The following is an 18,300-nucleotide window of genomic DNA, read 5'->3' as shown; positions in this document are numbered from 1 at the left end:
CTGGCGCGCGCACCGGGCTTTTCGCTACAATCCCGCCTCGCGCCTACTCCAGATGGTGAAATGATCGTGATTCGGAACCTACTCCTCGCGTGGACGCTGGCGCTCTCCGCGTGCGCCCCCTCGATCATGCCGCCAGTGCGGACCGCGGGTGGGGATTCGTGCGGGGGGAGCGTGGGGCAGGGCGGGGTTCCCGTGCTCGCCTGGCACGGCTTCGCGGAGAATCCGCGGCCGGGCGAAGGCAACCTGACGGAGTCGTGGGTGCGGTACGACGAGACGCTGCGCTTTCTGGCGGACCAGGGATTCCGCTCCGTCTTTCCGGAAGATGCACGGCTGCCGGGCACCGACGGTGGACGGCAGGTGATCCTTACCTTTGACGACGGACGCAAGGAACAGCTGCGCGCCGCCGAGATGCTGGAGCGCCACGGCTTCCGCGGCATCTTCTTCGTCATTCCCCGGCGCACGCGCCCGGATTCGGACCCGCAGTTCCTGAACTCCGACGACGTTGCGCGGCTGGCGCGCGCCGGGCATCGCGTCTCGGCCCACGGCTACGAGCATCGCAGCCTGCCCGCCACGGGAACGGAGGTCGCCGGATCGCTCGTCCGCTCGCCGGGCACCATCGCGCGGAACGGCGGTGATGACAGGCTGGACTTCGCCTTTCCCTTCGGCCACTACACGCCAGAGATCGCCGACGCCATCGGCCGCGCGTACCGGCACCTGCACACCGTCAATCCCGGCTACTGGGACGGCCGGTCGGCGCTGCTGCCGCGCATGCTCATCATGAGCGACGTGGACCTGTCCACCTTCACCGAGTACCTGCTGGGCGGCGCAGCGTACGCGCCCGTGCTGCGCCCGCTCACGCCCGACGGCGCGGTGGCGGGAACCGCGACGTTCGTGGCCGAGGCGCCCCTTCCGGCGGACGCGCAGGTGTTCGCAATTTCCGCCGATGCCGAGGGGCGCAGCTACGTCGGGCATCCGCTGGGGGAGAACCTGCGGGTGAGCGGCGACACGGTGACGGTGGACCTGGCCGCGCACATGGCCCGCTACCACGGGCCGGGGCGCGGGGTGATCAGCTACGCCATCGTCAGCCGCCGGTGCGGGGGCATGCGCTACCTGTCGCCCGGCATCATGCATTGGATCCGCGATCCCGCGATGCCCCTGCAGCCCGTTCCCACGCCCGTCCGCCCCGAGACCGTCGTGCCCCGAAGCTGACGCTGAACGGCAAGTTTTCACACGGAGAACACGGAGGTCACGGAGGAGGGATGGATACGCCCTCCGCAGTTCCTCCGTGTTCTCCGTGCCCTCCGTGTGAGACCTGCTGTTGAAGTGATTCGAGGCGTGCGGCCAGGCCCAGCGCGTCCGCCGCCGCCGCGCCCGAAGCGGTGTTGTCGAAGATGCACCACACCTGCCGCCCGGCCGCCGCCTCCACGCGCAGCCGGGCGGCAAGCGCATCCAGATACGGCGGCTCGTACGCCGAGTAGTAGATGCGCGGCGAGCCGTGCAGGCGATAGTAGACGAGATCGGGCCATCCACCGGGCTCGGCCGCGGCGGGGACGCGCGCGGGATCGGCGGCGACGCGGGCGACCTGGAAGCGGGCGAGCAGGTCCGCGGCCTCGTCCCCGAACCAGGCGGGATGCCGCGGCTCACACGCGACCGCGAACGAGGAGCGGGCGCGCAGGGCGGAGAAGAACGGCTCCGCGACGGCGCCATCGAACTCCAGGCTGGGCGGAAGCTGCACCAGCAGGCATCCCAGGCGGTCGCCCAGCCCGCCGGCCTCCGCCAGGAACCCGTCCAGCAGCGCGTCCGCATCCCGCAGCCGCTGCCCGTGCGTGATCGTCTTCGGCAGCTTGATGGAAAAGAGGAAGCCGTCCGGCACGCTCTCCGCCCAGCGCGCGTAGGTGGACGGGCGATGAGGGCGATAGAACGAGGAGTTGATCTCCGCCGCGGAGAACCGGCCGGCGTATCGCTGGAGGTGGGTGCCCGTGGCGGGAAAGTGCTCCTGCTCCGTGCGCGGCAGCGTCCATCCCGCGGTGCCGACGCGGATCACGGGCCCGGGCGCCGGCGGGCCAGGTACGCGGAAAGGACCGTGTAGAAGATGGGATACGACAGCGACACCAGGACCAGCCACCCGGAAACGTGGGGAAACTGGTACGTCATCACGATCAGCACGCCCAGCCAGACGAAGGCACCCGCCAGCACCGGAATCCGCCACGGGCGGGGCGCCAGGTTGGGGTAGATGAACTTCACCGGCGCGATCGTCAGCACGGTAAGGATCAGCAGGAGCACCCCGTTCAGCATCGGACCGTGGAAGTGGTACGCGATCCCCGCGTACAGCGCCACCACGTTCCAGTAGGATGGGAACCCGAGGAAGAAGCCCCCCTCCTCGTCCTTGGCATCCTCGTTGGCGAACCCGAACAGCGACGCGATCAGCGCCGGGATGATCCACGCGGCGCCCGGTTCGGGCACCCACTCCATCCGCCACACCAGGAGCAGCGGCAGGAAGGTAAAGGTCAGGTAGTCGACGATGTCGTCGATCTTGCGGCCGTCGATGTTGGGCGCGAACCGCTTCACCTGCCACATGCGCGCGAACGGGCCGTCCGTGGCATCCACCAGCGTGGCGCCCGCAAAGAGCAGGAAGACGAGGCGCACGTCGGGGCGCGGACGGCACATCTCGGCCGCGGCCAGAAAGGCGAAGCCCACCCCGCACGCCGTGTAGACGTGCACGGCGTACGCGCGGAAGCGCTGCCCCGCGGTCGCACGCGGCTCCACGTCCACCATGCTCATTCGCGCCCCGGCCGGTCGTCGCCCGTGGCCGCCGCCTCGGCCTGCTCCTCGAGCATCTCGTCCGCTACCTCCGTGTCTTCGGGGCGCTCGGGCATGGGCTGCTGGCGGCGGACCGCCTCGGGCTCGTAGCTCAGCTCCACCAGCATGGGAAAGTGGTCGGAGCCCACGTAGGGCAGCCGCTCCAGGCTCACCAGACGGAAGTGGCCGGAGTGGAACACGTGGTCCAGCGGGTAGCGGAAGAGGGAGTTCTTGGCGTTGTAGCTGTTGTACAGCCCGCGTCCCACGCGCGGGTCCAGCAGCGCGCTCAGCCGCAGGAACAGCTCACTGCTGCGCGACCACGCCACGTCGTTCAGGTCGCCCGCGACCACCGTGGGCTCTTCGTCAGATTCGCCGATGGCCCGCCCGACGACGACGAGCTCGGCGTCGCGCGGGGTGGAGTCCTGGTCGCGCACCGGCTCGGGCGGGCGGGGATGCAGCCCGTGCAGAAGCACCACCGTGCCGTCCGGCAGCTCGAACCCGGTGTGCACGGAGGGAATGTCGTCCTGCACCAGGAAGTCCACGCGTGCGCCGACCAGCGGAAAGCGCGAGAGCAGGAGCAGCCCGTAGTAGTTCTCCTGCGGGTGGCGGATCACGTGCGGAAACTCGGCCGCCAGCGGCTCCAGCGCGCGCGCCCACTCGTCGTTCACCTCCACCAGCAGCGCGATGTCGGGGTTGGCGTCGCGCACCACCTGCGCCAGCCGCTCGTGCTGGTCGTTTTCCATCAGCACGTTGCTGATGAGCAGGCGAAAGCAGGTGCGGTCGTGCTTGGGCCGGGTGCTGCGCTGCACCTGCACGCGGGCCAGCGGCGTGTAGGGAAACACCTTGCGCCCCTGGTACACGAGGCACGCGACTAGCGCCGCGACGAACAGCCACTCCAGCGCGTGTCCGTCGAAGTAGAACACGCCGTACGCCGCGCCCGAAAGCGCCGCGACCACCGCGAGCTGAAGGCGGGGAAAGTCCCACATCCGCACGGACCAGTGCGGGCTGCGGCTGAAGCTGAGCGCGGTGGCCGCCACCGGCAGCACCCCCAGCCCCAGGACGACCCACCGGAGCACCGCCGTCACCGGCCCGCTCCCGCGTGCGAAACGGGCATCCCGAACCGCTGTTGGGAGTGATGATGGGACGCGGGAGCGAAGGTCACGTTCCGGTGTGGTGAAGGTGTAGCCTGTGCCCGGCCGGATGGACCAGGCGCTCAGGGTACTTCAATAGTGATACCACCCGGCTGCGCCGGTGCTACGCGGGATCCGCGTCCAAGGAGCGTCCAAGCTCTTGCAGCGATCCGACACTGGGCGGACGCGGTCGAAGTTCCCCCTTTCCCCTGCGCAGCGGGGGAGAGGGCCGGGGAGAGGGGGCTGCCGCGGCTGCACCGGCAGCCAGTCGAGCCTCGATCGAATTTCTCCCCTCTCCGCACAGCAGTTCCGTGCGGGGAGGGCCGGGGGAGGGGCCCACTACTTCGCCCTAGCCGAGGCCGCGGCCGGCTGCCGGAAGTACACCACTCTCCGCGCCTCGCGGATGCGTCCATCATCCACCCGCCCCTCCACGAGCTCGTACCCCAGCAGCGCGAACACCCGTCCGCGCAGGAAGAGCGGCCGGGCGTTGCCGTACCAGTCCACGCACGATGCGCGGCAGGCATCGTCCACGGACGCGGAGTCGTTCGCCGCCAGCGTTCCCAGCTCGTTCAGCCGGAACGCCTGGTTGCGCAGGTACAGGATGGAGGCCGATTCGTCGAACAGGTGCTCGTATCCCGGGCGTCCCGGCCCGCGGATGGGGAGCCCCAGCATTCCCGCATCCTCCGCCTCGGGCTTGTAGAAGAAGCCATGGCTGCGCAGCTCGCCCTGCGACGCATTCGGCCGGGTGTAGCGATGCACGAACTCCGGGACGCCGCCCAGGCGCACGCCGGAAAAGTGGAGATCGCGGCCGTCCGTTCCCACGATCACCGCGCCCGAGCCCATCGATTCGATGCGATCCACGCCGTGCGGAAACGCCAGCGTGGTCACCGCGCCGGTGCCCCGGTACGGCACGGCGAAGAGCGAGGCCGCGGGCGTGTCCGGCGGCCCGCCCCACCCCGCGCCAGCGCCGTACAGCAGGTAGTCGCCCACGAAGCGGTTCTGCAGGTCCTCGCCGTCACCCACGTCCGGAATGTCGCGGTACGCCGAGGCCGGCGCCGCCTGGCGCCCGGTTCCGAAGCGCCGCAGCGGCACGCGCATCAAAGCCAGGTCGCCCCCGGCCTTCTCGGAGTCCCACATCCCATCGCCCTCGCCTTCGGACGCCACCAGCACGTTCAGGTGCCCGTCGCCGCTTTCCAGGAAGGAGAACTGGTTCACCGGGCTGCCCTCCACCCGCAGCGCGCTGGGCGGCGACCCGTCCAGCGGCATCCGGTAGAGCACCGAGGGCGGCGGTTCGCCGTCCTCCACGTACAGGTCCAGCCCCGTCACCCACACGTACACCGAGCCGGGCGACACGTAGAACACGCGGCTTTCGTGGCCCGCCACCGCGGTCCCCTCGCACGCCAGCTCGCCACCTGAAAGATCGCAGACGGTAACGGTGTGGAGCACCAGGATTTCCCCCGCGGCCAACGGCGCGTCGGCGCGGTACACCTTCGTCGGCTGCATCACGGGCCGAAAATCGTCCTCGTCCACGTTCGGCTCCCACCGGCGGATGGCGGGAAACGACTCCATTGGGCTCTCGGGGTCGAGCGAGACCGGCGAGTAGAACACCAGCTTGCCGCCGACCAAGCGGCTAGCGTAGTTGTCCGACGAATAGTAGTCGTCGGCGCGCAGGTGCCACGTGGATCGATACGCCAGCTGCCCGTCTGGAAAGACCTGGAACAGCCCCACCTCCGTGCCGCCGCGTTCGTAGCTGTAGCCGAGCACGGCGATCACGTCCCCTGAGATCAGCATCTCGTCGTACCAGGCGCCACCGGGGTCCAGCCCGGGCGCGTACGCGTCCACCGCCGACACGGGCGTCAGGCTGTCGTCCCCGATGCGCACGGTGAACAGTCGCCCGCGCCGCAGGATGATCAGGAAGTCCCGGTACGTCTTTACGATGCCGCCCTCGTCTACGCCGGCGTGCTGCACGTTGGTGACGGATTCCGCCCCGTGCCCCGCCACCCCCATCGCCACGCTCTCCAGATTCAACGCGGGGGGCGCGGCGGCCGGCTCACCAGGCGCGGACGGCGGCGGGGCCATCGGGGGCGGCGGCAGGATTGGCACCGGGGGCGGGACAGGCTCCCCCGCCGTCCGCCGGACGAATCGCACGAGGTCACGCTCTGACCGGAAAGGCCGCAGCGTCTGGTGCGACGGGGGCGAGGCCGCAGAAGCCGGGTCGGGGGTCGGGGCGCAGGCGGCAACGCCGAGGATCAACGACGCGCTCAGAACAGATGCCAGGGTGGTCTTCCGCATGGCCGGCGGGGGTTGGATCTGCAGATGGATGGGAAGGTCCCGCCAATATGCATGGCACACCGCACGACGCACCAGCAGGACGACGCGTCACCCGATCGACTCGCCGATTGCACGCGCTGTCATCCCGAGGAAGCGGCCACACCGTACCGTGACGCGTGCACTGAACCATGCAGCGACTGAGGGATCCGCCACACACCTGGCGACCCGCCCCACGACCTCCGCCACACCGATGCTCGCGCGGAGTTCCGGACGCGCCACATGGCCGAACTCGCGCCATGGCCAGCCAGTCTGCGAAGGCAGACTTCGTGTGGTTGTTGCAGCGAATTCATTCGCCCGCCGGGCGGAGCTTCCGCCGGAGTGTGTGGCGGATCCTTCAGTCGCTGCAAGCGGTGGTGTGGATGCAGGTTGCGCGTGGCCGCTCCTTCAGGATGACAGCCTCCGGCTGCCGCTCGACAGCTAGCCGTCGACGAGAGCCTGGAGCTTCTTGGGGGCGATCATGCAGTAGGACTGGACGATCTGCTCGCGCAGCTCGTCATCGCCCAAGCCGTCGATGACGATGCCGATCCATCCCTTCACGCCCACGTAGGGAGGCACGAAGTAGGTATCGGGATCGGAGCGCACCAGCAGCTGCTGGATGCCGACAGGCGCGGGGCACCACACCGCCACGCGGCCGTCGCGATGGTGGTCGTTCGCGAACATCGCGAAGATCTTCTTGCGGACGCGGAAGGTGGGCGCACCCCAGGCCTCCTGCTCGGTGGTTTCGGGGAGGGCCAGGCAGATGGCCCGCAGGCGGCTCAGGGGATCGGTGCTCATGGGGCGGATGCTCTCCAGTCGTGGTGGAACGCGGAAGTTGCCCGCGCGCCGCAGGGTAGGCGGACGGGGTTCCGGGCGCAACCGGGCGCACACTTGCCCGCGCACCTGCTTTCATCGTATGTTTTTCCGTTGCGGGCCCACCTGGACGCACATCCTGAGCGGGGCTCAGTCCAAACGGTGGCGGGAAGCTAGTCGAGTTCAGCCACCGTTCTTATTTGCACCGGCCGCGGGCACGCCCGCGCTGAGATAAAGACCCACCGATGGAAATTCTGCTGATCGTCCTTGGGGCGGTCGTGGGCGCCGCCGCCGGCTTTTTCGGCGGACAGTCCGTGATCCAGTCGCGCCTGCGCGCATCGCGCGCCACCGCCGAAGACGAGGCCACCCGCATTCGCGCCACCGCCAGGCAGGAGGCGGAGCAGGAGGCGGACCGCCTTCGCACGGCCGAAGTGCTGAAGGGGCGCGAAGAAGCGCTTCGCAGCCGCGAGGCGTGGGAGCGCGAAGAGGCGAAGCGCCGCGACGAGATGGACCGGCTGGAGCGCCGGCTGCAGGAGCGCGGCGAAATGCTGGACCGAAAGCTCCACCAGCTGGAGGAAAAGGTCGAGGCGCAGGACCGCCGCGCCCAGGCCCTGGCCCAGCGCGAGAAGCAGGTGGAGGTCGACGCGCAGTCGGTGCACGGGCGCCTGGCCGAGGTGCAGCACCGCCTGGAATCGCTCGCCGGCCTGTCGGCCGACGAGGCGCGCCGCACGCTGATGCACGACCTGGAAGAAGAGGCCCGGGCCAGCGCCGCGCAGCGCATCCGCGAGATCAAGGAAGAGGCCCGCCGCGACGCCGACCGCGAGGCCAAGAAGATCATCTCGCTCGCCATCCAGCGCATCGCCGCCGACCACACGGCCGAGACCACGGTTTCGGTCGTCGCGCTGCCGTCGGACGAGATGAAGGGGCGCATCATCGGCCGCGAGGGGCGCAACATCCGCGCATTCGAGCAGGCCACGGGCATCGACGTCATCATCGACGACACGCCCGAGGCCGTGGTGCTCTCCGGCTTCGACCCCATCCGCCGCGAGACCGCCCGCATCGCCCTGGAAAAGCTGGTGGGCGACGGGCGCATCCACCCGGGCCGCATCGACGACGTCGTCGCCAAGGCGCGGCTGGAGGTGGAGAAGGGGATGCGCGAGGCGGCCGAAGAGATCATGTACGAGCTGGGGATCCACGGCGTGCATCCCGAGATCGTCAAGGTGCTGGGACGGCTGAAGTTCCGCACCTCGTACGGGCAGAACCAGCTGCTGCACGCCAAGGAAGTGGCCCTCCTGGCCGGCAACATGGCCTCGGAGATGGGCTTCGACGCCACCATGGCCAAGCGGATGGGGCTGCTTCACGACGTGGGCAAAGGGATGACCCACGACCACGAGGGCACCCACGTGGAGCTGGGCTACAACCTGTGCAAAAAGTTCGGCGAGCCGCCGCAGGTGCTGAACGCCATCAAGGCGCACCACGACGAGGAGCCGCACCTGTTTCCCGAGTCGTTCCTGGTCACCGCGGGCGACGCCATCAGCGGCTCGCGCCCGGGCGCCCGCCGCGAGATGTTCGAAACGTACGTCAAGCGGCTGGAAAAGCTGGAGGAGATCGCTACGTCGTTCCCGGGGGTGGAGCGCTGCTTTGCCATCCAGGCAGGCCGCGAGCTGCGGGTGATGGTGACGCCGGAAGCGGTGTCGGACGAGGAGATGACGCGCCTCAGCGAAGACACGGCGCGCCGCATCGAGGCGGAGCTGCAGTACCCGGGGCAGATCAAGGTGGTGGTGATCCGCGAGACGCGAGCGATCGACTTCGCGCGCTGACGCGCCGGTCGATAGATTGCGGCCCGCCGGGCCGGGCGGGGGCACGGTTCGCCGTGCCCCCGCCGCGTTTTTCCGGAGGCACAGAGGCACTCTGTCATCCTGAGGCCCAGGCGCGCCGGACTCGCCCGGTCGCAGGGCTTCGCGGGCCGAAGGATCCAGCGGCGGACACATGCAAGCCTGGGCGCGGCAGCGGTCTCGGCATCCGGGGCCTCGGCTGCCGTGGGGCCCTCACCCGGCCGCGCTGACACGCGTGCCACCCTCTCCCACAAACAGCGTGGGAGAGGGGTACACCCCAGGGTCGAGGCATGGGTGGGCAGGTTTGGGCGCTCGGGCCGGGGCCCCCCATCCCCAGCCCTTCCCCCGCAAACTGCGCGGGGGAAGGGAGCCAGTTCAGCGCGCGGAGCCAGCCGAGCGCGATCGAATTCTCCTCTCCCCCATGGGGTTTATGGGGGAGAGGCCGGGAGAGGGGGGCGGCTGCGGCATGCGCCAGTGTCAGCCCGATCCGGCAGCAGTTCTCCCCCTCTCCCGCTTGCGGGAGAGGGGGCCGGGGGGAGAGGGCAGCCGGGGACTGCGCCGGACCGGCCGAAGCGCACCATTTGCCTTGGTCGCTGCGCCACCGCCGAGGCCTCGGGTCCGGTGACCGCTGCCGCGCCCCGGCTGAGAAGTGTCCGCGGCTAGATCCTTCGGCCCGCGTGGAGCGATTTGCGGGCAAGTAAGGTGCGCTTGGGCCTCAGGATGACAGGGTCCTGTGTGTGGTTACGGATAATGGGCGGGGGGCAGGACCGGACCGGGGCAGGGCTCCAACACGGAACGAAGCACAGGTGAGAATTCTCTTCGTCGCAGACGTCATCGGCTCGCCGGGGCGGCGCACGCTTACGCAGCTGGTGCGTCTCGTTCGCAAGGACGTGAACGCCGACCTCGTCGTGGCCAACGGCGAAAACTCCGCGGGCGGGTTCGGCATCACGCCGGAGATCGTGCGCGAGTTCCTGGACGTGGGCGTCGACGTGATCACCACCGGCAACCACGTGTGGGACAAGAAGGAAATCCTGCCTCTGCTCAAGACCGAGCCGCGGCTGCTCCGTCCCCACAACTACCCGCCCGGCAACCCGGGCCGGGGCTCCGTCGTCGTGGAATCCAACGGCGTACGCGTGGCGGTGCTCAACCTGCAGGGGCGCACCTTCATGTCGCCCATCGACGACCCCTTTCGCGCCGCCGATGCGCTGCTGGCGGAGCTGAAGGGGCAGGCGGACGTGGTCGTCGTGGAGTTCCACGCAGAGGCGACGAGCGAAAAGCAGGCGTTCGCGCGCTACCTGGACGGCCGCGTGGCCGCCGTGGTGGGCACCCACACGCACGTGCAGACCGCCGACGAGCGAATCCTTCCCAAGGGCACGGCCCGCATCACCGACCTGGGGATGACCGGGGGGATGGACGGCATCATCGGGATGAAGTGGGAGCTGTCCGTCGAGCGCCAGCTGACGCTCACCCGCGGCGAGCGGCTGCAGCCGGCGGACGGCGACCTGACACTGCAGGGCGCCGTGGTGGACGTGGACCCCGCGACCGGGCTTGCGAGGTCCATCGAGCGGGTGAACGTTCCCTACGAGCGCGTGCTCCAGGGCGAATTCAAAAAGAAATAGCGTGGCCAGGATCATCGACGGGGCAGCCATCGCGCGCGACATCCGCGCCGAGGTGGCGGCCGAGGTAGCGCAGCTTCGCGCGGCGGGCACGGTTCCCGGGCTGGCGGTGGTGCTGGTGGGCGCCGATCCCGCCAGCGAGGTGTACGTGCGCAGCAAGGCCCGGGCGTGCCAGGAGGCAGGCATGCTCTCGCGCGTCCTTCACCTGCCGGCGGAAACGTCCGCCGACGAGCTGACGGGCACCATCGACGGCCTGAACGCCGATCCCGACATCCACGGCATCCTGGTGCAGCTTCCCCTGCCGCCGCACCTGAACAGCAAGATGTTCCTGGAGCGGGTGAGCCCCGCCAAGGACGTGGACGGCTTTCACCCCACCAACGTGGGCCGCGCCTTCGTGGGCGATCCCACCGGCTTCGTTCCCGCGACGCCCGAGGGGATCATGGAGCTGCTGCGGCGCGAGCGCATCGACACGCACGGCAAGCACGTGGTGATCGTCGGACGCAGCCTGATCGTCAGCAAGCCGCTCGCTTCGCTGCTGATGGCGCCCGGGCCCAACGCCACGGTCACCCTCTGCCACCGCCATACGGTAGACCTGGGGCAGCACACCCGAATGGCCGACATCCTCGTCGTCGCCGTCGGCAAGCCGGGGCTGATCACCGCCGACATGGTGAAGCCCGGCGCCGTGGTCATCGACGTGGGCGTCACCCGCGTGGACGATCCCGGGTCGCCCAAGGGCTACTCGCTGCACGGCGACGTGGACTTCCAGGCGGTGGCGGAAAAAGCCTCCGCGATTACGCCCGTTCCCGGCGGCGTGGGGCCCATGACCATCGCCATGCTGCTGCGCAACGCGTCGACCGCGGCGCTGCGCGCGCACGAGCGGCGCAACGCCCGCAAGCCGGCGGGGGCACGGTGAGCTGGGACCTCTTCAGCTCCGCCGCGGCGGACAAGAAGCCGGGGCTGAACGAAACGGCCAACGAGGACGTGGCGCGCCGCGTGGCCGCCCGCCAGGCCGACGCGGGGTTCCTGGACGACGACGCGGACGATTTCGCTCGTCCATCCCCGCGCCGCGCCCCGGAGGGTGGATGGACCCCGTCCACGCTGAACGCGGCCGCGCGGCACCTGATCGAGGGGATGTTCCCCGCGCTCTGGGTGTCGGGCGAGGTGAGCAACTTCACCAAGGCACGCTCCGGGCACTGCTACTTCACCCTGCGCGACGCCGGCTCGCAGATCCGCTGCGTGATGTGGCGCGACGATGCGCGGCGGCTTCCCACGCAGCCCACCGAGGGGATGGAGGTGCGTGCCCTGGGGCGCCTGACCATCTATGAGGGGCGCGGCGAGTTCCAGCTGTCCGTCGCCGAGCTGGAGGCCAGGGGCGAGGGGCTGTGGAAGCTGGCCTTCGACAAGCTGCGGACCAGGCTGGAGGTGGAGGGCCTCACCTCGCCCGTCCGCAAGCGCCCGCTGCCGCCCTACCCGGCGTGCGTGGGCGTGGTCACCTCGTCCGCGGGCGCGGCGCTCCACGACATCGTTTCCGTCATCCGCCGCCGCGCTCCGTGGACCCGCATCGTCCTTTCCGCCGCGCGCGTGCAGGGCGAGGGCGCGGCGGAGGAGGTGGCGCGCGCCATCCGCCTGATCGCCCGCGCCGGCTGCGCCGACGTGCTGATCGTGGGGCGGGGCGGGGGATCGACGGAAGACCTGTGGGCCTTCAACGAAGAGGCCGTCGCGCGCGCCATCGCCGAATCGCCCGTGCCCGTGATCTCCGCGGTCGGCCACGAGACGGATTTCACCATCGCCGACCTGGTGGCCGACCTGCGCGCCCCCACCCCCTCCGCCGCCGCCGAGGCCGCCGTGCCGGACCGGGTGTCGCTGGCCCGCGGGCTGGCGGACCTGCGCGAGCGGATGCTGCGCTGCACGCGCGAGCGGGTGGACAACAGCCGCGAAAGCCTGTTCGAGGCGCGGCTGGACCTGGGTGACGCGGGCGACCGCATCGTCGCCGCGCGGCGCGAGCGGGTGGCGGGGATCGCCGGGCGGCTGCACGCCCTTTCCCCGTTGTCGACGCTGGCCCGCGGCTTCGCCGTGCCGCTGGACCCGTCCGGCCGCGTGCTGCGCCGGGTCGGCGACTTCCGCCCCGGCCAGGAGTTCCGGCTTCGCCTGGCGGACGGCTCCGTCCAGGCCCGTGTCCGAGACGACCCCGCCGCTTGATCCAATCCCGGAGGGACGACGGACCTTCGTTTACGGTGTGCACTTGTGCGCCGGACGGGAATCGTGCATCCTCGTGCACGCCACGCCGTCCCTGATCCATCAATGTTGTCTCGATGACCGCGTACCGCCCCGAAAATCCGCTGATCGTGCAGGGCGACCACACCGTGCTGGTGGAGGTCGACAACCCGCGCTATCCCGAAGCCCGCGACCGGCTTGCGCGCTTCGCGGAACTGGTGAAGTCGCCCGAGCACATCCACACCTACCGCGTAAGCCCGGTCTCGGTGTGGAACGCCTGCTCCGTGGGCGTGGACGCGGACGACATCACCGCCACCCTGCGCGACCTTTCCAAGTACCCGGTTCCTGGGCACGTGGAGACGTCCGTTCGCGACCTGGCCTCGCGGTACGGGCGCCTGACGCTGCGCCGCGACGCCGACGGGCTGGTGCTGGAGGCGGCGGACGATCTCCTGATGGAAGAGGTGTCGCGCCGCGCCCGGGTAGAGGCGCTGCTGGGGGAGCGGCTTTCGGCGACGGCCTTTCGTGTGTACCCCGACGACCGGGGACGGCTGAAGCAGGAGCTGGTGAAGGCGGGCTATCCCGCCGAGGACCTGGCGGGATACACCCCGGGCGAGCCGCTGGCCATCGACCTCCGCTCCGTGACCCGCGGAGGAGCCGAGTTCGGACTTCGCGAGTACCAGCAGAGCGCCGCGGCGGCCTTCCATGCATCGGGCACGGCGCGTGGCGGCTCGGGGGTGGTGGTGCTTCCCTGCGGCGCGGGCAAGACCATCGTGGGGATGGCGGCCATGGCGCAGGTGGGCGCCTCGACCCTCATCCTGACGACGAGCGTCACCTCGGTCCGCCAGTGGGTGAGGGAGCTGCTGGACAAGACCTCGCTTCACGAAGACCAGGTGGGCGAGTACAGCGGCGGCACCAAGGAGGTGCGGCCGGTGACGGTGGCCACGTACCAGATCCTCACCCACCGCAACGGCAAGGAGGCGGATTTCACGCACCTGAAGCTGTTCGACGAGCGCGACTGGGGGCTGATCGTGTACGACGAGGTGCACCTGCTTCCCGCGCCCGTCTTCCAGGTGACCGCCGGGCTGCAGGCGCGCCGCCGGCTGGGGCTTACGGCCACGCTGGTGCGCGAGGACGGCCACGAAGACGACGTGTTCGCGCTGATCGGCCCCAAGAAGGCCGACGTGCCGTGGAAGGTGCTCGAAGGCCAGGGGTGGATCGCCAGCGCCACCTGCACCGAGGTGCGCGTACCCATGTCGCGCGACGTGCGGATGAAATACGCCATCGCCGACCGGCGCGAACAGTTCCGCATCGCCTCCGAGAACCCCGCCAAGGCCGAGGTGGTGCGCGCCATCCTCCAGCAGCACGAGGGCGAGCCGGCGCTGGTCATCGGCATGTACCTGGACCAGCTGAAGGAGATCGCGAGAGACCTGGATGTGCCCATCCTGACGGGATCGACCGGGCAGGCGAAGCGCGACCGCATCTACGCGGACTTCCGCGATGGAAAGATCCCCGTGCTGGCCGTCTCCAAGGTGGCCAACTTCGCCGTGGACCTTCCCGACGCGTCGCTGGCCATCCAGGTCTCCGGCACCTTCGGCTCGCGGCAGGAAGAGGCGCAGCGGCTGGGGCGCATCCTTCGGCCCAAGGCGGGCGGCAACCAGGCGCATTTCTACACGCTCGTCTCGCACGAAACGGTGGAACAGGAGTTCGCGATGAATCGCCAGCTGTTCCTGTGCGAGCAGGGATACGAGTACCACATCGCCGACGCGGACGAGGTGCTGCGGTGAAGTACTTTCCCACCGACTGGAGCGAGGCGCTGGACCAGCTGCCCCGCTACCTGGCCCTTTCGCCCGGCGCGCGCCGGGTGGTGCTGGCGATGCGGCCGTCCCAGGGCGCCGGCCCCACGGCCCTCGGTCCCTTTCGCGACGAGCTGCTGGACTCGGAGTTCGTCGTTCCCAAGGGCTCCGGGGCCACCGTGGTCCCGGCGGACGAAGTCCGGGTGCTCCACACCATGCTGCGCGCGGCCGACCGCCGCCGGCTGTGGGACGATCCGTCTCCCGGCGCGCTGATGGGATACCTGGAGGAGCACTTCACGACGGAGGAGATGCTCGCGACATCCGGGTCGCGAGGGTGGAACTTCGCCGCCGACCGCGCCGACCTGATGCACACCGTCACTTCCGTGGAGTGGGTCGAAACCTTCCTTGCCGCCGATACCCGGAAGGCGGCGACGGCGTGGGAGGCGGCACACGCGGCCCGGAGCGAGCGCCGGCGGTTCGATGATCACCATACCTGGGTGGCCACACGCCGGGTCGTCCAGACCCTGCTGGCGGCCCCCGCGCCGGTTCCGCTGGCGAGCCTGGCCGAGCACGTGCCCGATCTGCAGACCATGGACGTGGCGATGGGGCTGGAGGCCGCGCTGCGCTACCTGCTCGTCTTTCTCTCCCTGCGCGGGCCCGAGTCCGAGCCGGTGGTGTGGGTGTGGCCGCAGGTGCGGGCGCGGCTGGGCGCGCCGCCCCCGGGGCGCCCGGAGCCGATGGAGCCGGCGGAAAGCTTCGAAGCCGCGTGGCTGATGGAAGACATGACCGCCGTGCTGGCGCAGGCCGCGGGTGAGCCCATCCGGCTGCGCGGCACCGACCAGGCCATCTTCGCGGCGGCCCGCAAGGCCATCGAGGAGCGGCTGATCACCGTTCCGAACTGGATGGGGATCAACGCTCTCGAAGCGGAAAAGCGGGTGGAGCACGCCGCCGATGTCCTGCGGCTGGCCGGGTACGCGCGGAGAAGCGGCCGCTCGGGCCAGGACCTGTCGCTGGAACCCACGAAGGCGGGGATGGAGTGGCTTTCCGCGTCTACCCGGGACCGCCTGGCCGCCCTGGTAGACCAGTTTCGCGCGTCCAAGGCCCGCAGGCCGAACACCTGGTACGAGGAGGAAGGTCTGGAGTTCTTTCCGGTGCGGCTCAGCGTCGACCTTCCCAAGACGCTGGACTTGCGGAAGTGGCTGACGGACTCGTTCCTGGCCCTTCACGGCGAACCCGTGCGCATCGTCGACTTCCTGGCGTACGCCTCCGAGAGGGAGAACCCGTTTCTCGAGGCCGTTCGCGAGGGCACGCCGCTGCGGATCCCGTGGCACGGCCGCCGCCCGGCGCGGCACGACTGGGAGCGGCTGTGGGGACAGATCCTCCTGGAGTTCCTCAACGAGCGCCTGGCGCCACTGGGGGGAGCGCGGATGGGCCGCACCGCCGACGGCTGGCTGACGTTCGTGCTGACCGATGCCGGGCGCTATCTGCTCGGTGCGGCGAAGACGTTCGAGTACGGCACCGACGCGCAAGCGGAGGTGATCGTGCAGCCCAACTTCGATGTCGTGTTCCTGGCGGCAGATCCGCGGCTGGAGGCGCAGTTCGCGCGGCTGGCCCAGCGCGTGGGCACCGGGCCGGGGGTGATGTTCCGCCTGACGCGCGCCTCCGTGCTGGCCGCGGCGGAGACCGGGATCAGCGCGGCGCAGCTGCTCGACACCCTGCGCGCCGCGTCGTCGCGCGCGCTGCCCGCCAACGTGGAGCGCCAGGTGAGCGACTGGCTGGGCGCCGTCCGGCGGGTTCAGCTTCGTCCTACGCTGCTGCTGGAATGCCCCGATCCCGAGACGGCGGCGCGGGCGATGTCCGCGGCCGGAAAGCAGGTTCGCGCCATCACCGACACGGTGCTGGAACTGCCCGGCGCGACGACCAAGGACCGCAACGCGCTGGTGAAGAAACTCCGCGCGCAGGGCGTGTTCGTCAGCTGACGGAGGAATCGTGGCGGGTCACGCGGAGGCGGGGAGGAACGCGGAGGAACGGCGGAATTGTCGCGTCCTCCGCGTTTTCGCGTCAGGCGGGGCTGTGTGGACTGGAACCGCGGGGTGCGGGGCCGTATTCTTCCCGCATCCGGACCATGCAGGCGAACGAAGGAGAGCATCGGTGGTGATGATGGAAAGCGCGACGCAGGAGAATCCCAGCTTCGAAGCCGCGTTGAACCGGCTGAACGAGATCGTGGGCCGCATCGAGGGCGAGTCGCTGGAGCTGGACGACTCGCTCGCGCTGTTCGAGGAAGGCGTCCGCCTGCTCCGCCACGCCGAGGGCGTCCTGGAGGGCGCTGACCACCGCATCCGCCAGCTGCTGGACGATGGAAAGGGCGGGCACCGCTTTGAAGACGTGCCCGAGCAGCCGTGACGGATTCCCGGACGGACGCGGCCGCGGAGTTCGACCTCGGCGCGTTTCTGGAGCGCGAGCGGGAGCGCATCAACGCGGTGCTGAACGGCGTCGCCCCTACGCTGGCGGAGGGCGCGCCGGCCGCGCTGCGCGAGCCCGTGCTGTATGCGCTCGCCACCCCGGGCAAGCGCCTGCGCCCTATCCTCTGCGTATCCGCCTGGCGCGTCGTCCACCCGGGAGAGACGCCGGACGCCGTCTACCGGCTGGCGTGCGCGCTGGAGATCGTGCACACCTACTCGCTGGTGCACGACGACCTGCCCTGCATGGACGACGACGCGCTACGCCGCGGCCGGCCGACGGTTCACGTCACCTTCACCCCCGGCGCGGCCCTGCTCGCCGGCGCCGCGCTGATCCCCGCGGCCGTCCGCGTGATGGACGATGCGGCTCGCGAGATGGAACTCGATGCGCCAGCGCGCGGACGCCTGGCCGCCGAGCTCTGCCGGGCGGGCGGGGCGCTGGGAATGGTGGGCGGCCAGCTGCTGGACCTGGAGGGCGAGGCATCGGGAACGGTGGATGCCGACGGCCTGGAGCGCATCCACCGCCACAAGACGGGCGCCCTGCTCGCCGCGTCGCTGCGCATCGGCGCGCTGGCGGCAGGGGTGGACGATGCGCGGCTGGAGGCGCTGACGGAGTACGGGCGCGAGCTGGGGCTGGCGTTTCAGATCGTGGACGACGTGCTGGACGTCACCGCCAGCGACGACGCGCTCGGGAAGACGCCGGGCAAGGACGCGGAGGCGGGCAAGGCCACGTATCCCTCGCTCTTCGGTCTGGACGGGGCGCGGGAGATGGCGCGCCAACGGGTGAGCCGGGCGCTGGATGCATTGCGCCGGGGGGGCATCCGCTCGCCGGAGCTGGAGGCGCTGGCCGCCTTCGTCCTGGAGCGCGACCGGTGAACGAGCTGCGCGAGTTCTTTGAACCCGTGGTATCGTGGAACCCGCCGCTCGCCCTGGCGCTGCTGGCGATGTTCACGGCGCAGGGCTTCAAGTTCGTTCGCGCGTTCTTCACCCGCCGCCGCCCTGATTTCACCCGGCTGATCGGCACGGGGGGAATGCCGTCCGCGCACTCGGCATCCGTGACGGCGCTGTCGACGGCGGTGGGCATCGGCCACGGGTGGAACACGCCGCTGTTCGGCGCGGTCGCGTTCTTCTCGTTCGTGGTGATGTACGACGCCACGGGCATCCGACGCGCGGCGGGCAACCAGGCCCGCGCCCTCAATCGCCTCGTGGACGACCTGCGCCACCACCACACCATCGACAGCGAGCGCTTAGCGGAGCTCCTGGGCCACACGCCGCTGGAGGTGCTGGTCGGCGCCCTGTACGGAGCTCTGCTGGCATTTCTCCTTCACCCGTGA

15 protein-coding genes are annotated in these 18,300 nt (G+C 70.3%); 10 read left to right on the top strand and 5 right to left on the bottom strand.

Features of this window, described 5'->3' with window-relative positions:
* Window positions 1-60 precede the first annotated feature (60 nt).
* On the top strand, window positions 61-1,209 hold the full coding sequence (locus tag VF632_RS04030; RefSeq protein ID WP_331021566.1) for a polysaccharide deacetylase family protein: 1,149 nt from the start codon (window positions 61-63) through the stop codon (window positions 1,207-1,209).
* A gap of 37 nt (window positions 1,210-1,246) precedes the next feature.
* On the opposite strand, the gene VF632_RS04025 is transcribed toward VF632_RS04030, so the two are convergent.
* The 5 genes from VF632_RS04025 to VF632_RS04005 form a co-directional block, all read right to left on the bottom strand.
* Window positions 1,247-2,044, bottom strand: coding sequence for a DUF72 domain-containing protein (locus VF632_RS04025; RefSeq protein ID WP_331021565.1), 798 nt, complete (start codon window positions 2,042-2,044; stop codon window positions 1,247-1,249).
* Complete coding sequence (locus tag VF632_RS04020) at window positions 2,041-2,781, bottom strand: hypothetical protein (protein ID WP_331021564.1); 741 nt, start codon at window positions 2,779-2,781, stop codon at window positions 2,041-2,043. The genes VF632_RS04025 and VF632_RS04020 overlap by 4 nt, the downstream gene beginning before the upstream one ends.
* Complete coding sequence (locus VF632_RS04015; protein ID WP_331021563.1) at window positions 2,778-3,884, bottom strand: endonuclease/exonuclease/phosphatase family protein; 1,107 nt, start codon at window positions 3,882-3,884, stop codon at window positions 2,778-2,780. Before VF632_RS04015 ends, VF632_RS04020 begins: the two co-directional genes overlap by 4 nt.
* Before the next feature lie 384 nt (window positions 3,885-4,268).
* Entirely contained in the window at window positions 4,269-6,008 is a 1,740-nt protein-coding gene (locus VF632_RS04010) for a beta-propeller domain-containing protein (protein WP_331021562.1), read from the bottom strand.
* A 669-nt stretch (window positions 6,009-6,677) separates the two neighbouring features.
* Window positions 6,678-7,034: an MmcQ/YjbR family DNA-binding protein gene (locus VF632_RS04005; protein ID WP_331021561.1), complete on the bottom strand. Its 357-nt coding sequence runs from the start codon at window positions 7,032-7,034 to the stop codon at window positions 6,678-6,680.
* 260 nt (window positions 7,035-7,294) lie between these two features.
* Here VF632_RS04005 and rny point away from each other — a divergent pair, with 260 nt between their 5' ends.
* From rny to VF632_RS03960, 9 genes are all read left to right on the top strand, one after another.
* Window positions 7,295-8,869, top strand: coding sequence for a ribonuclease Y (gene rny, locus VF632_RS04000; RefSeq protein WP_331021560.1), 1,575 nt, complete (start codon window positions 7,295-7,297; stop codon window positions 8,867-8,869).
* An 821-nt stretch (window positions 8,870-9,690) separates the two neighbouring features.
* Window positions 9,691-10,503: a TIGR00282 family metallophosphoesterase gene (locus VF632_RS03995; RefSeq protein ID WP_331021559.1), complete on the top strand. Its 813-nt coding sequence runs from the start codon at window positions 9,691-9,693 to the stop codon at window positions 10,501-10,503.
* Window position 10,504: 1 nt separating this feature from the next.
* A complete protein-coding gene (folD, locus tag VF632_RS03990) occupies window positions 10,505-11,413 on the top strand; it encodes a bifunctional methylenetetrahydrofolate dehydrogenase/methenyltetrahydrofolate cyclohydrolase FolD (protein WP_331021558.1) in 909 nt (302 codons plus the stop codon).
* Complete coding sequence (gene xseA, locus VF632_RS03985) at window positions 11,410-12,699, top strand: exodeoxyribonuclease VII large subunit (RefSeq protein ID WP_331021557.1); 1,290 nt, start codon at window positions 11,410-11,412, stop codon at window positions 12,697-12,699. Before folD ends, xseA begins: the two co-directional genes overlap by 4 nt.
* 113 nt (window positions 12,700-12,812) lie before the next feature.
* A complete protein-coding gene (locus VF632_RS03980) occupies window positions 12,813-14,498 on the top strand; it encodes a DNA repair helicase XPB (RefSeq protein ID WP_331021556.1) in 1,686 nt (561 codons plus the stop codon).
* Window positions 14,495-16,486 (top strand): helicase-associated domain-containing protein, encoded by a 1,992-nt coding sequence (locus VF632_RS03975; protein WP_331021555.1) that lies wholly within the window; start codon window positions 14,495-14,497, stop codon window positions 16,484-16,486. Before VF632_RS03980 ends, VF632_RS03975 begins: the two co-directional genes overlap by 4 nt.
* Window positions 16,487-16,664: 178 nt before the next feature.
* Window positions 16,665-16,910: an exodeoxyribonuclease VII small subunit gene (gene xseB, locus VF632_RS03970; RefSeq protein WP_331021710.1), complete on the top strand. Its 246-nt coding sequence runs from the start codon at window positions 16,665-16,667 to the stop codon at window positions 16,908-16,910.
* Entirely contained in the window at window positions 16,907-17,842 is a 936-nt protein-coding gene (locus VF632_RS03965; protein WP_331021554.1) for a farnesyl diphosphate synthase, read from the top strand. Before xseB ends, VF632_RS03965 begins: the two co-directional genes overlap by 4 nt.
* Window positions 17,839-18,300 carry a divergent PAP2 family protein gene (locus tag VF632_RS03960; RefSeq protein ID WP_331021553.1) on the top strand — a complete coding sequence of 154 codons (462 nt, stop codon included), beginning with the start codon at window positions 17,839-17,841 and terminating at the stop codon, window positions 18,298-18,300. The genes VF632_RS03965 and VF632_RS03960 overlap by 4 nt, the downstream gene beginning before the upstream one ends.

This window comes from Longimicrobium sp. (assembly GCF_036388275.1).
Classification (GTDB): Bacteria; Gemmatimonadota; Gemmatimonadetes; order Longimicrobiales; family Longimicrobiaceae; genus Longimicrobium.
This window is presented reverse-complemented; position numbering and strand designations above follow the sequence as displayed.